The organism is Paraplanobispora siamensis (genome assembly GCF_016863175.1).
GTDB classification, from domain to species: Bacteria; Actinomycetota; Actinomycetes; order Streptosporangiales; family Streptosporangiaceae; genus Planobispora; species Planobispora siamensis.
Map to the genome: position 1 here is coordinate 46,034 of NZ_BOOJ01000065.1, position 14,263 is coordinate 60,296.

Here is a 14,263-nt window from a genome sequence, read left to right on the forward strand (position 1 = left end):
CGGTCCCCGCCGGCGCATACGCGCTGTGAGGCGGCGCGGGCAAGCCTCTCCCGCGACCGCTCCCGTTCTGCAACCGCCCCGCTACTGACAGGCATCCGTCGGGCGGTTGCATGGACGGGAACTTCCTGCCGTGACACCTGTTTCCGGCACCCGCGCGGGGCCGGGACACCGCCTGGACAAGAGGCCATGAACCGTTCGCTCACCACCGCAGGCCGCCCGGCCGCCGGACGGTCCGGCGTGCGCGGACGTCGCCTGCCACCCGCGTGGGTCTGCTGCCTCCTGGCCGGTGCCGGCCTGATCGCCCTGTACTACGCCTTCCCGTTCCTCGGCGCGTCCGACGACGTGCAGTCGGGGCTGTACTGCGTGATCAGCGGGGGATCCGCGGTCGTCATCGCCGCCGGGATCCGGTGGCGGCGGCCGCGGGCGAGGCTCGCCTGGTGGCTGCTGGCGGCCAGCCAGGTGATGTACACCCTGGGGGACCTGACCTACTCGTTCATGCCGGGCGACCCGGGCACGAGCTATCCGCTGCTGGCCAACATCTTCTATCTTCTGCAGTACCCCCCTCTGGCACTGGCGCTCATCCTGCTCATCAGGCGCCGCACGCCCGGGGGCGACGTCCCGGCCATGATCGACTCCTTCGTCATCTCGATCGGCGCCGCCCTGCTGTACTGGATGTTCCTGATCGGCCCGGTGATGGTCACCTCGTCCCTCTCCCCGTCCGACCAGTTCGCCACGCTGGCCTTCCCGGTGGTGGACCTGCTGGTGCTGGCGCTGTCGCTGCGCCTGGTGTTCGGCGGGGGCGAGCGGAGCCGGTCCTACCACCTGCTGATCGGCTTCCTCTCACTGGTCCTGGTGGCCGACATCGGCTACGGGATGCAGGCCCTGTTCGGCCGGTACATCCCCGGCACCGCGCTGGACCTCGGCTGGCTGAGCGGTTACGTGCTGCTCGGCTCGGCCGCGCTGCACCCGTCGATGGCCAGGATGGGCGAGCAGGTGCCGGCCCGGCCCGCGGAGGCCTCCCGCTACCGGCTCGTCCTGCTGGCCAGCGCGACCCTCATGGCGCCGATGGTCCTGCTCGTGCGCTACCTGCAGGACGGCAACATGGAGCTGCTGGTGCTGGCCGCCGCCTCGGCCTCCCTGTTCCTGCTGGTCATGGCCCGCATGTCCGGGCTGATCGCCGCCCAGCGGCGGCTGGCCATGACCGACGCGCTCACCGGTCTGAGCACGCGGCGGCTGCTGGAGGAGAGCATGCGCGGCGAGATCTCCCGCTCCGGCCGCCACGGCACCACGCTGGGCCTGCTGCTCATCGACGTGGACCACTTCAAGCGGGTCAACGACACCTTCGGCCATCCCGCCGGGGACGCGGTCCTGGCCGAGACGGCGCGGCGCATCCGCGCGGTCTGCCGGGACGGCGACCTGGCCGCCCGCTTCGGCGGCGAGGAGTTCGCGGTCCTGGCGCCGCACACCACGCAGGCGGGGCTGGCCCTGCTCGCCGAACGCATCCGCGCCGTGGTGGCCGCCGCCCCCGTGGCCGCCGACGAGTCCACCGGCGTGCCCGTCACCGCCTCGGTGGGCGGCGCGATCATGCCGCTGCACGCCCGGACGGCCGACGACCTCATCCGGATCGCCGACGAGGCGCTGTACGCCGCCAAGAACGCCGGCCGCAACCGGGTCCTGATCGGCCCCCTCCCCCAGACCTCCGCCGAACCCGGCGCCGGACCCGCCGCCGGGCCCGTCCGGGCGGCCGGTGGACCCGGCCACGGGCCCGCGGAGGAGCCCGAGCGTTTCCGCCCCGTGGCCTGACCTCCCGGCGAACGGCTCCGCCCCGCGGCCCGGCCCCGCGGGAGCGGGTCACTGCACGGCGGGGGCGCCCACCTCGGTGGCGGTGGGGTCCTGGGCGCTCGCGGCGGCCCGGATCGTCCCCGTGGCGATCTCCTCCGCCCAGTGGCAGGCGACCTTGCGGCCGGGGCGCATCTCCCGCAGGTCCGGTGACTCCTCGGCGCAGCGCGTCGGCTGGCGGAAGGGGCAGCGGGTGTGGAAGCGGCAGCCGGGCGGCACGTCCACCGGGGAGGGCAGGTCGCCGGTGAGCAGGATCCTGCGCCTGCGCTCCTCCACCTCGGGGTCCGGGATGGGGATCGCCGACATCAGGGCGATCGTGTAGGGGTGCAGCGGCTCGGCGTACAGCTCGTCGGAGGGGGCCTCCTCCACCAGCGCGCCCAGGTACATCACCCCGATGACGTCGCTGACGTGCCGGACGACGGCCAGGTCGTGGGCGACCACGACGTAGGTCAGGCCGAGCTGCTCCTGCAGATCCTCCAGGAGGTTGACGATCTGCGCCTGGATCGAGACGTCCAGCGCGGAGACCGGCTCGTCGGCGATGATCAGGTCGGGGTTGAGGGCGATCGCCCTGGCGATGCCGACGCGCTGGCGCTGCCCTCCGGAGAACTCGTGCGGATAGCGGCCCGCCGCCCCCGCCGGCAGCCCCACGATGTCCAGCAGCTCGCGCACCCGCTTCGACCTGTCGCCGGGGAAGCCGTGGGCGCGCAGCGGCTCGGTGAGCGCCGACTCCACGCTCTGGCGGGGGTCGAGGCTGGCCAGCGGGTCCTGGAAGACCATCTGCATGTTCCTCCGCAGGCGGCGCATGGGCTCCGGTCCCTGCAGGGCCAGATTGACGCCGTCGAACACGACGGTCCCGGCGGTGGGCTCGACCAGGCGCAGCACGGCCTTGCCCAGGGTGCTCTTGCCGCAGCCGGACTCCCCCACCAGGCCGTAGGTCATGCCGCGCCGCACCTCGAGGTCGACCCCGTCCACGGCGCGCACGTGGCCGACGACCCGCTGCAGCAGCGTCCCCTTGCGGATGGGGAAGTGCACCTTCAGCCCGCGCACGGACAGCAGCGGCTCACCGGGGACCGCCGCGCCGTTCGAAGGCGCGGGCCCGGCCGATCCCGCGGCGCCGTCCGGGGGCGCCGGCTCACCGGGCTCCGCCGTACCGTTGGAGGTCATCGGGGGGTCACCTCCCGCACCGGGCCGGACCGCAGCGGGTTGAAGCAGCGCAGCCCGTGGTGCCCGCCCAGCAGCTCGGGGGTCGCGGAGGTGCACTCCTCCACCCGGTTGGGGCAGCGGGGCGCGAACGCGCAGCCCCGGTCCCAGGGGATGGTGTCGCGGGGCGAGCCGGCGATGGGTTCCAGGCGCGTGCCGCGCGGCTGGTCCAGGCGGGGCACCGAGGCGAGCAGGCCGCCGGTGTAGGGGTGGCGGGGCGCGCCGAACAGGTCGTGGCGGGACGCCCGCTCGACGATGCGGCCGGCGTACATGACGTGGACGGTGTCGCACATCCCGGCGACCACGCCCAGATCGTGGGTGATCAGGATGAGCGCGGTCCCGGACTCGGCCACCAGCGTCTTGAGCAGTTCCAGGATCTGCGCCTGGATGGTGACGTCCAGCGCCGTGGTGGGCTCGTCGGCGATCAGCAGCCGGGGGCGGCAGGCCAGCGCGGTGGCGATGAGCGCCCGCTGCCGCATGCCCCCGGACAGCTGGTGGGGATACTCCCGCAGCCGCCGGGAGGGGTCGGGGATGCCCACCCTGCGCAGCAGGTCCCCGGCCTCTTTGCGGGCTTCGCCCTCGTTCAGGCCACGGTGGCGCACCAGCACCTCGGTCACCTGCGTGCCGACGGGCACCACGGGGTTCAGCGAGGTCATCGGGTCCTGGAAGACGACGGCCAGCTCCCTGCCCCGCAGGGTGCGCAGCTTGTCGGGGGGCAGGGAGAGCAGCTCGGTCCCGTCGAAGGACACGCTCCCCTCCACCCGCACGCCGCGCCGGGGCAGCAGCCCCATGACAGCCAGGGAGGTGACGGACTTGCCGCAGCCCGACTCCCCCACCAGGCCGACGGTCTCGCCGGGGGCCACCGAGAAGCCGACGCCGTCCACGGCGCGCACGTCGGGGCGGCCCCGCTGCCGGAAGACCACCGTCAGGTCCTCGACTCGCAGAAGAGTCACATGTCACCGCCGGTACTTGGGATCGAGGGCCTCGCGCAGCGACTCGCCCAGCAGGGTGAAGCCGAGCGCGGCGATGATGATGGCCAGGCCGGGGAAGACCGCCAGCAGCGGGGCGCTGGACAGATAGCGCTGGGTGTCGGCCAGCATCCGGCCCCACTCGGGGATGCTCGGGTCGTTGCTGGACAGGCCCAGGAAGGCCAGGCCGGCCGCGTCCACGATGGCGACGGCCAGGGTGAGCGTGCCCTGCACGATGACCGGGGTCAGCGAGTTGGGCAGGACGTGGCCGAGCACGATCCGCCGCCGCCGTACCCCCACCGCCTTGGCGGCCAGCACGTAGTCCGACTGGCGCTGGGCCAGCATCTGGCCGCGCAGCAGCCGGGCGAAGATCGGGACGTTGACCACCGCGATGGCGATCATCACCGCGTCCAGGCCCGAGCCGAGCATGGCGGCGATGCCGATGGCGAACAGCAGGCCGGGAACCGACAGCATGATGTCGACCAGGCGCATCACCACGCCGTCCACCCAGCCGCCGAAGGCCCCGGCCAGCAGGCCCAGCACCATCCCGCCGACCAGGCCCAGCAGCAGTGACACCACCCCGATGACCAGGGACCAGCGGGCCCCCCACAGGACCCGGGAGAACTCGTCGCGGCCCAGGTCGTCCAGGCCGAACCAGTGCTCGGCCGAGGGGCCGGGGATGGAGGTGGGGGTGACCTGGCCGACCGGCTTGTCCGGCGGGTACGGCGCCAGCCAGGGGGCCAGCAGCGCGAGCGCGACGAACATGATCACCAAGATGGCGCCGACGATCGCGACGGGGTTGCGGCGCAGCCGCCGCCAGGCGTCCCTGCCGAGGCCGCCGCCGGTCTCCTCGGGGGCGACGGTCTCCACCTGGGCCAGGCTCATGCGCCGCTCCTCTCCCGGCGGGCCGCCGGCCGGTCCGGCCGGTTCCCACCCATGCCATCCCCGGATCGGCGCCCGCTCACGCCGCCTCCGGACGGGTGCCCGCTCACGCCGCCCTCACCCTCGGGTCGACGAGCCCGTAGGTGACGTCCACCAGCAGGTTGACCAGAACGAAGATCACCGCGGTGAACAGGATGAACCCCTGCAGGACCGCGTAGTCCCTGGCGGCGATCGAGTCGGCCACGAACTTGCCGAAGCCGGGGAAGGCGAAGACCGTCTCGGTCAGCACCGCGCCGCCCAGCAGCAGGCCGACCTGCAGGCCCACCACCGTGACCACCGGCAGCAGGGCGTTGCGCAGCACGTGCCGCCCGCGGATCGTGCCGGGCCGCAGACCCTTGGCCTCGGCGGTGCGCACGTAGTCCTCGTGGAGCACGTCCAGCACCGAGGCGCGGGTGATGCGCACCACGATCGCCAGCGGGATCGTGCCCAGGGCGATCGCGGGCAGGATCAGGTGCGTCACCGCGTCCCAGGCCGCCTCGGGGTTGCCGGTCACCAGGCCGTCCAGCACGTAGAACCCGGTGGGGTGCTCGGCGTCGATCAGCGGGTCCTGCCGCCCGTCGGTGGGCAGGATCCCCAGCTTCTCGGCGAAGACGAACTTGAGCATGTACCCCAGGAAGAAGACCGGGATCGTGATGCCGAACAGCGACCCGGCGACCGACAGGTGGTCGACCCAGGTGCCGTGGCGGCGGGCGGCGAGATAGCCCAGCGGCACGCCCACCCCCACCGCGAAGATCATCGCGGTGAGGGCGAGCTCCACCGTGGCGGGGAAGGTGCGCAGCAGCTCCTCTACGACCGGGTGCTGCGTCCTGCTGGAGACCCCGAGGTCCCCCTGGAAGACGTTGCCCACCCAGGTGAGGTACTGCTCGTACCAGGGCCGGTCGAGGCCGTAGAGCCGCTTGACCCGCGCCACGGCCTCGGGTGTGGCCCGCTCCCCCAGCAGCGCCTCGGCCGGCCCGCCGGGCAGCGCCCTGACCCACAGGAACAGCAGGATCGACAGTCCCAGCAGGATCGGCACGAGCAGCGTCAGCCGCCTGACGACGAACCGCAGCATCGATCAGTTCAGCGAGATCGAGGCGAACTTGTCGTTGAGCACCGGGCTCGGCACCCAGCCCTGGACGTTCTTGGCCGCGGCCGAGAACGAGGGGCTCTGCGCGTACGGCACGCCGGGCACGAAGTCGGCGATCAGGACGTTGGCCTGCTTGTACAGCGCCTCCCGCTTGGCCTGGTCGGGTTCCTTCTCCGCGTCGCTCAGCGTCTTGAAGATCTCTTCGTTCTTGAACGACCACTGGTTGGAGAAGGACTGGAAGAACGTGCCCAGGAAGTTGTCCGGGTCGCCGAAGTCGCCGTTCCAGCCCAGCAGGAACAGCGGGCAGTCGCCGGCCTGGGTGGTGTTGAGATAGTCGGGGCTCCACGGCGAGGTCTTCGGGGTGACCTTGAAGCCCGCGGCCTCCAGGTCGGCCTTCATCAGCTGGAAGTTGCCGGCCGGGTCGACCATGTAGGCGCGGCTGACCCCGCTGGGGTAGCAGAACTCCAGCGTCGGGTTCGACACGCCGGACTCGGCGATGAGCCGCTTGGCCTTGTCGACGTTGTAGTCGTACTTGGTGAAGTCCTCGGTGTAGCTCCACAGGCTGTCCGGCATGAACGCGTTGGCGACCTTGGCGCCGGTGGCGTACTTGGTCTTCACGACGTTGTCACGGTTGATCGCGTGGGCGATCGCCTGGCGGATCTTCTGGTTCTGCATGATCTCGGTCCGCTGGCTGAAGCCGAGGTAGCCCATGTTGAACGGCGCCCGCTCCAGGACCTGCACCCCGGCGTTCTTCAGCGACTCCAGGTCGGCCGGGTCGGCGTAGTCGAAGGCGTGGACCGATCCGGCGCGCAGCGCCTGCGCCCGGTCGGCGGCCTTCTCGATCGGCCGGAATATGATCTTGCTGAGCTTGGCCTTCTCGCCCCAGTACTCGTCGTTGCGGACGATCTCCAGCTTGTCGCCGCGCGTCCAGCTGCCGAACTTGAACGGCCCCGTGCCGACCGGGTGCTCGGTGCCGAAGGTCCCGGTGAACTGCGGCGACTCGGCGGTCCCGCTCACCTGGTCGGCGTTGTAGTCCTTGAGCGCCTTGGGGCTGGCGATGGCGAACGACGACAGCGTCAGCGCCGACAGCACCGCGGCGGACGGCTCGGTGAGCTTGAGCTCGACCGTGCCCTCGTCCTTGGCCGTGCAGCCGCCGTACAGGCTCTCGCCGAGGGTGTCGGACTCGTTCTTGGCGAAGCCCCGGAAGACCGTCACCCAGTAGTAGGAGACCGAGTCCGCCTGCGCCAGGCCGGTGAAGTTGTACCAGCGGTCGAAGTTGGCGCACACCGCCGCGGCGTTGAACGGCTCGCCGTCGTGGAACTTCACGCCCTGGCGGAGCTTGAAGGTGTAGGTCTTGGCGTCCTTGCTGACCTGCCAGCTCTCCGCGAGGCCGGGCACGACGCCGGTGCCGCCCTCCTCGGTGGCCACGAGCGTCTCGAAGATCTGGTTGGTGACCCGGGAGGACTCTCCGTCGCTGTGGAAGGCGGGGTCGAGGATGGCCGGGTCCGCCGAGGAGGCGAAGATGAAGGACGAGCCCTCCGCCGTCTGCGTCCCGCCCGCTCCCGGCTCCGCGTCGTCTCCGCCGCAGGCCGCCGCCGAGATGGCCAGGGACAGGCCCGCCATCACCGCCGCCGACCTGCGTAGGGGCATACCGTCTCGTCGCATGCTGCACACCTCATCGCCGTCTTGCGGCCGAGTCACGGCCGCCGTGCGGACTCCCCGTTGATCGCAGGATCCACGGCGCCGCGAGGGCTGACCACCCCCTTGACTGAGGCTGTGGCGCAAATGTGACAGTCGGCTACCCGGAAGAGGCCTGGAGCGTTTCATCGGCGGAGCGGCATGTCCGGAAAAACGCGGACGCCCGTCCGGTACGGCTCGCGCGAGCCGTACCGGACGGGCGTTCACCGGGTCCGCGGCACCGGAGACCGGCGGGGCCGGGTCTCCGGGCGGGTCTCCGGACGGTGTTCAGAGCACGCTCAGGCGACCGGCCTCTTGGGGTCCAGGGCCTCGTCCACGTTCTGCACGATCTTCGCAGCCGCGGAGGCCGACACCTTGTCGGCGTTCTCCGGGAAGTGGCAGGCCACCTGGTGGCCGGGGGCCAGCTCCACCAGCGGCGGCTCCTCCGTCTTGCAGATCACCTGGGCCTTCCAGCACCGGGTGTGGAAGCGGCAGGCCGGCGGCGGGTTGAGCGGGCTGGGCACGTCGCCCTGCAGGCGGATGCGCTCGCGGTCCTTGCGCCGGGCCGGGTCCGGGATGGGCACGGCCGACATCAGCGCGTTGGTGTACGGGTGCATGGGCGACTCGTACAGGTTCTTCCGGTCGGCCAGCTCGACGATCTTGCCGAGGTACATGACCGCGACCCGGTCGCTGATGTGCCGGATGACCGACAGGTCGTGCGCGACGATGACGTAGGTCAGGTCGAGCTCGTTCTGCAGGTCCTCCAGGAGGTTGACCACCTGGGCCTGGATGGAGACGTCCAGGGCGGAGACCGGCTCGTCGGCGATGATCAGCTTCGGCTTGAGCGCGAGCGTGCGGGCGATGCCGATGCGCTGGCGCTGGCCTCCGGAGAACTCGTGCGGGTAGCGGTTGTAGTGCTCGGGGTTGAGGCCGACCAGCTCCAGGATCTCCTGGACCGCCTTCTTGACGCCCTGCTCCGTCTTGATGCCCTGGATGCGGAAGGGCGCGCCGACGATCGCGCCGACCGTGTGGCGCGGGTTCAGCGAGGAGTAGGGGTCCTGGAAGATCATCTGGATGTCGCGGCGGAGCGGCCGGATCTTCGGCTGGGTCATGTGGGTGATGTCGTGACCGTCGAAGACGACCTTGCCGCCGGTCGGCTCCAGCAGCCGGGTCACCAGGCGGCCGGTGGTGCTCTTGCCGCAGCCGGACTCGCCGACCAGTCCCAGCGTCTCGCCCCTGCGCACGTCGAAGCTGACCCCGTCGACCGCCCTGACCGCGCCGACCTGGCGCTTGAACAGGCCCTTGGTCACCGGGAAGTGCTTCTTCAGGTCCTGGACGGACAGCAGCGCGTCGGAGGCGCCCACGCTCACGCCCCCCTTCTCGTCCGCGCTCACGCGCCCTCCTGCGTCGGCCGCGTTCGCGATGCTGCTGCGTTCATGGCTCGCTCGCTTCGCTCGCTCACACGCCCTCCATCATCGGCTTGATCTCGTTCTCCCAGATGGCCCGCCGCTCCTCGCGAGGCATGTGGCAGCGGACCAGGTGCCCGCCGTCGCTCTCCACCAGCTGCGGCACCTCGGTGGTGGCCTTGCCGCCGGTGCGCTCCCGGTAGGGGCAGCGGGGGTTGAAGGCGCACCCGGAGGGCACGTTGATCAGGGAGGGCGGCGTGCCCTTGATCGGCAGCAGCCGCTCGGTGGGCTCGCGGTCCAGGCGGGGCATCGATCCCAGCAGACCCCACGTGTAGGGGTGCTCGGGCCGGTAGAAGATGTCCTCGGCCGCGCCGTACTCGATGCACTTGCCGCCGTACATCACCAGGATGTCGTCCGACAGCTCGGCGACCACGCCGAGGTCGTGGGTGATGATGATCAGCGCGGAGTTGAACTCGCGCTGCAGGTCCAGCATCAGGTCCAGGATCTGGGCCTGGACCGTCACGTCGAGGGCGGTGGTCGGCTCGTCGGCGATCAGCAGCTCGGGGTCGCACGACAGGGCCATGGCGATCATCGCGCGCTGGCGCATGCCGCCGGAGAACTCGTGCGGGAAGCTGTCGACGCGCTTGTCGGGCTGCGGGATGCCCACCCGGCCGAGCATGTCGATCGCGTGCTTGCGCGCGACCGCCTTGCTGACCTTGTGGTGGATCCGGTACGCCTCGACGATCTGCTGGCCGACCGTGTAGAACGGGTGCATCGACGACAGCGGATCCTGGAAGATCATCGCCATCTTCTTGCCGCGCAGCGTGCGCACGTGGTCCTGGCTGGCGCCGACGAGCTCCTCGCCGTCCAGCCAGATCTCACCGGAGATCTTCGCCCGGCCGCCCTTGTGCAGGCCCAGGATGCCCAGGCTCGTCACGCTCTTGCCCGAACCCGACTCGCCCACGATGCCCAGGGTCTTGCCCCGCTCGAGCTTGAAGGACAGGCCGTCGACGGACTTGACCAGGCCGTCCTCGGTGGGGAAGTGGATGCGCAGGTCGCGCAGCTCCAGGAAGGAGCCGGGCGCCGGAGAAGCGGAGGGGGTCGTCATGACAGCCTCACCCTCGGGTCGACCACCGCGTACAGAACGTCCACGATGAGGTTGGCCAGGACGATGAAGAAGGCCGCGAACAGGGTGACGCCCAGCACGACGGGCAGGTCGTTGCCCCGGATCGCGTCGATGACCAGCTTGCCGATGCCGGGGATCGAGAAGGTGCTCTCGGTGAGCACCGCCCCGCCCAGCAGCAGGCCGACGTCGAGGCCGAAGATCGTAAGGATGGGGGTCAGCGTGGCGCGCAGGGCGTGCTTGGTGACCACCGTGCGCTCCTTGAGGCCCTTGGCCCGGGCCGTGCGGATGTAGTCCTCGCCCATGGTCTCCAGCATGCCCGCCCGGGTGAGCCGGGCGTACAGCGCGGCGTACAGGAACGCCAGGGTGATCCAGGGCAGCACGAGCGCCTGGAACCACATCACCGGATCCTCGGTGAAGGGGGTGTAGCTGCCGCCGCCGGGGAAGATCCCCAGCGTGTAGGCGAACAGGGCCAGCGAGACCAGGCCGGTGAAGTAGATCGGCAGGGAGACGCCGGCCAGCGCCACCGTCATCGCCAGGCGGTCGGTCAGGGTGCCGCGTCTCAACGCCGAGATCACGCCGATGCTCACGCCGGCGACGAGCCAGATGATCGCCGCGCCGATGGCCAGCGACAGGGTCGCCGGGAGCCTGTCCATCAACGTCGGCCAGACCGGCTGGTTGTTGTTGAAGGAGTAGCCGAAGCAGGGTGCCGGGCACTCGACCATGCGGGGGCCGATGGAGTACTCCTGGCCCGCGACGATGCCCTTGGCGAACCGTCCGTACTGCACGATGAGCGGCTCATCCAGGTGAAGCCTCTTGACGGCGCCCTGGATCGCCTCGGGTGTGGCGTCCCGCCCGACGTAACGCGAGGCCATGCCCTCGGGGGTCTGTCCCAGGGCACGCGGGATGAGGAAGAAGATCGCGAACGTCGCCACACTGACGATGACGAGCATCAGCACGGCGGCGATCACGCGGCGGACGATGAAAGCGACCACGATCGTTCGGCCGGGGCGCCCGGGAGGATCTCTCCCGGGCGCCCTAGGCCTTCACCTGCCTTTGGCTAGCTAGGAAGGGACTACTGCTGGACGCCGAGCCACGTGTAGTCGTACATGCCGTAGGCCGGGTGCACGTACACGTTGGTCAGGGTGGACGGACGGAAGAGCAGGGTCTTCTCGTAGACGAACGGCAGGAACGCCGCCGACTCCATGACCTTCTTGTCGACCTCGCCCCAGATCTTGTTGCGCTCGGCGGCGTCGGTGGTCTGGATGCCCTTGTCCAGCAGGTCGTTAACGGCCGGGTCGTTGAGCTCCATCATGTTGTAGTTGCCGGAGTCCTTGATGAAGCGACCGTCGACGATCTGCGACAGGAAGCCGAAGCCCGAGGGCCAGTCGGCGCCCCAACCGGCGATCATGATGCCCAGCTTGTTCTGGTGCACGAAGTCCGGCTTGCCGGCGTACTGCGCGCTCCAGTCACCCGAGGGGTACTTCTTGATCGTGGCCTTGATGCCGACCTTGTCCAGCGAGGCCTGCAGGGCCTCGGCGACCTGGACCTCCTTGGGACGGTCACCGCGGACCGCGATGTTGGTCTCGAAGCCGTTCGGCTGGCCGCAGGCCGCCAGGGACTCCTTGGCCTTGGCCGCGTCGCCCTTGTTGTCGGCGCCGTTCGGGTACAGGTCGAACTGCTGGTAGCCGACGGTGGTCGGGGTCATCAGCGTGCTGCCGATGTCACCGCCGAGCGGACCGCCCCACGGAGCCTGGGTGGCGACCTGGTCGGTGGCGTACTGCACGGCCTTGCGGCAGTCGATGTTGTCGAACGGCGCGACCTTGGTCGACATCATCGCGTAGCGGTTGAAGGGCGTGTACGGGTTGTCCGTCGAGTCCTTCAGCTTGGGGTCGGCGACGATCTTCGCACGGGCGGCCGGCTGCACACCGGTGCCACCGAGGTCGGCGTGGATCTGGCCGGCCAGCAGACGCTGGTCGATGTCCTCGGCGTTCTGCTTGAACTGCACCTCGATGCGGTCCGGCAGCTGCTTGCGGGTGGTGTCGGTGGCCGGGTCCCAGTTCTCGTTCTTGACGAGGTTGAGCTGCTTGCCGACCTCGTAGCTCTCCATCTTGTAGGGACCGGTCGAGGCGACGGCCTTCTCGTACTCCAGGCCGGTGTCCTTGGCCTGCGGCACGGGGGCCGACTGCGGGTTGGCGACCAGGAAGTCGAACTCCGAGAACGGGGCCTTGAGCTTGAAGACGATGGTGTAGTCGTCCGGGGTCTCGATGCCCTTGAAGTTGTCGAGGTTCTTGTCCTTGTAGGGACCCTCGTAGCCCTCGGCGTCGAGGTACTCGGCGAAGTACTTCGGACCGTCGGTCAGCTCGGCGCTGAAGTTGCTGCGGGCGATGGCGTACTTGACGTCCGCGGCCTTGACCTCCGTGCCGTCGTCGTACTTGATGCCCTTCTTGAGCTTGTAGGTCCAGGTCTTGCCGTCCTCGCTGGCCTCGCCCAGGCCCTCGGCCAGGTCCGGGACCAGCTTCAGGCCCTCCTCGCCGGGAGCGGCGGTGTAGGTCAGCAGCGGACGGGCGTACAGACGCGAGAAGTTCCAGTTCCAGGCGTAGTAGGTGTTGCCCGGGTCCATCGAGTCAGGCTCGTCGGAGTAGGCGAACTTGAGGGTGCCGCCCTTGGCGTCGGAGGGGTTGACGACCTTGGTGTAGCCGTCGTTGTGCTTGGCGGTGGAGGCCGCGCCGGTGTTGCCGGTTCCGGTGTTGTTGTTGCCGCCGCCGGCGGTCCCGCCACAGGCGGCCAGGCCCATGGTCAGCGCGGTGCCCAGCGCGGCGAGCGCCAGAGCCTTGGTCTTCCTCATCGTGGTTGTACACCCCTTGTCATGAGTGACGGTGATATCGAAGAACGGAAGCGTTTACCGCTACCGGGCACGCGGGTCGAGGGCGTCTCTGAGCCCGTCTCCCAGCAGGTTGAAGGCCATCACGGTGATGAAGATCGCGAGGCCGGGGACGATCATGAAGTGCGGCGCCGTCTGGTAGTAGTCGACCGCGCGGGTCAGCATGCCGCCCCAGGAGGCCTGCGGCTCGGCCACGCCGACGCCCAGGAACGACAGCGCCGCCTCGAACAGGATGTTCGTGGGGATGAGCAGCGTGGAGTACACCAGGATCGGTGCCACCAGGTTCGGGAAGACTTCCTTGAAGATGATGTAGCTGTTGCCCGCGCCCAGCGACCGCGCCGCGTCGACGAACTCGCGTTCCCGCAGCGACAGGGTCTGGCCTCGCACGATGCGCGCGATGTAGGGCCAGTTGAAGAAGCCGATGATGAACACGATCACCGCGATGCGCAGCGAGTTGCCCTTGAGGCCGAGCGCCTCGTCCGGGACGGCGCCGACGATGGCGATCGCGAACAGCAGCAGCGGGAAGGCCAGGAAGATGTCCATCAGGCGGCTGATGAAGGTGTCGGCCCAGCCGCCGAAGAAACCGGCCAGCATGCCCAGCAGGGAGCCCAGCACCACGGAGACCAGCGTGGCCAGGAAGGCGACCAGCAGCGAGATCTGCGCGCCGGACAGGATGCGGGCGAAGATGTCGCGGCCGTTGACCGGCTCCAGGCCGAAGGGGTGCTCCAGGCTGATGCCGCCCCAGGCCCCGATGGGGGCGCTGGTCAGCGGGTCGATGAGGTCATTGTTGGGCAGGTTCGGCGGGTCGCCGAACAGTGCGATCAGCCCGCCGAACGGGCGTTCGGCGAAGATGGCGATCAGCGTCAGGAAGACCACGACGATGGCGCCAGCGATGGCGGCCTTGTCGCGCTTCAGTCGCATCCATGCGATCTGCCCGAGCGAACGGCCTTCGATGGCCTTTCCGCCCGCTCCCTCTAGCACGGCCTCAGGCTGGGCCTCCAAGGCCTGCCCTGAGACATCGAGCGGTGCGGTCATACAGTGGCCCCCTGGATCCCAGACGACGTTGTCCGATGAACGCGCCCCCGGGTTGGGGTCTCGCGCCCTGAGTCTACGGGTCTGTTTTCTCAGTCCCGTTCCGGAGAATCTATGGGCTGATCT

11 protein-coding genes are annotated in these 14,263 nt (G+C 70.0%); 1 reads left to right on the forward strand and 10 read right to left on the reverse strand.

What is annotated here, in order from left to right; translation table 11 throughout:
* Nucleotides 1-186: 186 nt before the first annotated feature.
* Complete coding sequence (locus tag Psi01_RS35035) at nucleotides 187-1,803, forward strand: GGDEF domain-containing protein (protein WP_204068450.1); 1,617 nt, start codon at nucleotides 187-189, stop codon at nucleotides 1,801-1,803.
* Between the two features lie 48 nt (nucleotides 1,804-1,851).
* Here Psi01_RS35035 and Psi01_RS35040 read toward each other — a convergent pair whose 3' ends face one another.
* The 10 genes from Psi01_RS35040 to Psi01_RS35085 form a co-directional block, all read right to left on the reverse strand.
* Nucleotides 1,852-3,003, reverse strand: coding sequence for an ABC transporter ATP-binding protein (locus tag Psi01_RS35040; protein ID WP_204068451.1), 1,152 nt, complete (start codon nucleotides 3,001-3,003; stop codon nucleotides 1,852-1,854).
* On the reverse strand, nucleotides 3,000-3,992 hold the full coding sequence (locus tag Psi01_RS35045) for an ABC transporter ATP-binding protein (RefSeq protein ID WP_204068452.1): 993 nt from the start codon (nucleotides 3,990-3,992) through the stop codon (nucleotides 3,000-3,002). The genes Psi01_RS35040 and Psi01_RS35045 overlap by 4 nt, the downstream gene beginning before the upstream one ends.
* A 3-nt stretch (nucleotides 3,993-3,995) precedes the next feature.
* Entirely contained in the window at nucleotides 3,996-4,892 is an 897-nt protein-coding gene (locus Psi01_RS35050; RefSeq protein WP_204068453.1) for an ABC transporter permease, read from the reverse strand.
* A gap of 103 nt (nucleotides 4,893-4,995) precedes the next feature.
* Nucleotides 4,996-6,000 carry an ABC transporter permease gene (locus Psi01_RS35055; protein WP_204068454.1) on the reverse strand — a complete coding sequence of 335 codons (1,005 nt, stop codon included), beginning with the start codon at nucleotides 5,998-6,000 and terminating at the stop codon, nucleotides 4,996-4,998.
* Between the two features lie 3 nt (nucleotides 6,001-6,003).
* The gene (locus Psi01_RS35060; RefSeq protein WP_204068455.1) at nucleotides 6,004-7,680 is read right to left on the reverse strand and encodes an ABC transporter substrate-binding protein; all 1,677 of its coding nucleotides are present in this window, start codon (nucleotides 7,678-7,680) and stop codon (nucleotides 6,004-6,006) included.
* Nucleotides 7,681-7,991: 311 nt separating this feature from the next.
* Complete coding sequence (locus tag Psi01_RS35065; RefSeq protein ID WP_275424636.1) at nucleotides 7,992-9,086, reverse strand: ABC transporter ATP-binding protein; 1,095 nt, start codon at nucleotides 9,084-9,086, stop codon at nucleotides 7,992-7,994.
* A gap of 64 nt (nucleotides 9,087-9,150) precedes the next feature.
* Nucleotides 9,151-10,206: an ABC transporter ATP-binding protein gene (locus tag Psi01_RS35070; RefSeq protein ID WP_204068456.1), complete on the reverse strand. Its 1,056-nt coding sequence runs from the start codon at nucleotides 10,204-10,206 to the stop codon at nucleotides 9,151-9,153.
* Complete coding sequence (locus Psi01_RS35075) at nucleotides 10,203-11,216, reverse strand: ABC transporter permease (protein WP_204068457.1); 1,014 nt, start codon at nucleotides 11,214-11,216, stop codon at nucleotides 10,203-10,205. Before Psi01_RS35075 ends, Psi01_RS35070 begins: the two co-directional genes overlap by 4 nt.
* 80 nt (nucleotides 11,217-11,296) lie before the next feature.
* Nucleotides 11,297-13,069, reverse strand: coding sequence for an ABC transporter substrate-binding protein (locus tag Psi01_RS35080; protein ID WP_204068458.1), 1,773 nt, complete (start codon nucleotides 13,067-13,069; stop codon nucleotides 11,297-11,299).
* 60 nt (nucleotides 13,070-13,129) lie between these two features.
* The gene (locus Psi01_RS35085) at nucleotides 13,130-14,140 is read right to left on the reverse strand and encodes an ABC transporter permease (RefSeq protein ID WP_204068459.1); all 1,011 of its coding nucleotides are present in this window, start codon (nucleotides 14,138-14,140) and stop codon (nucleotides 13,130-13,132) included.
* Nucleotides 14,141-14,263: the final 123 nt, after the last annotated feature.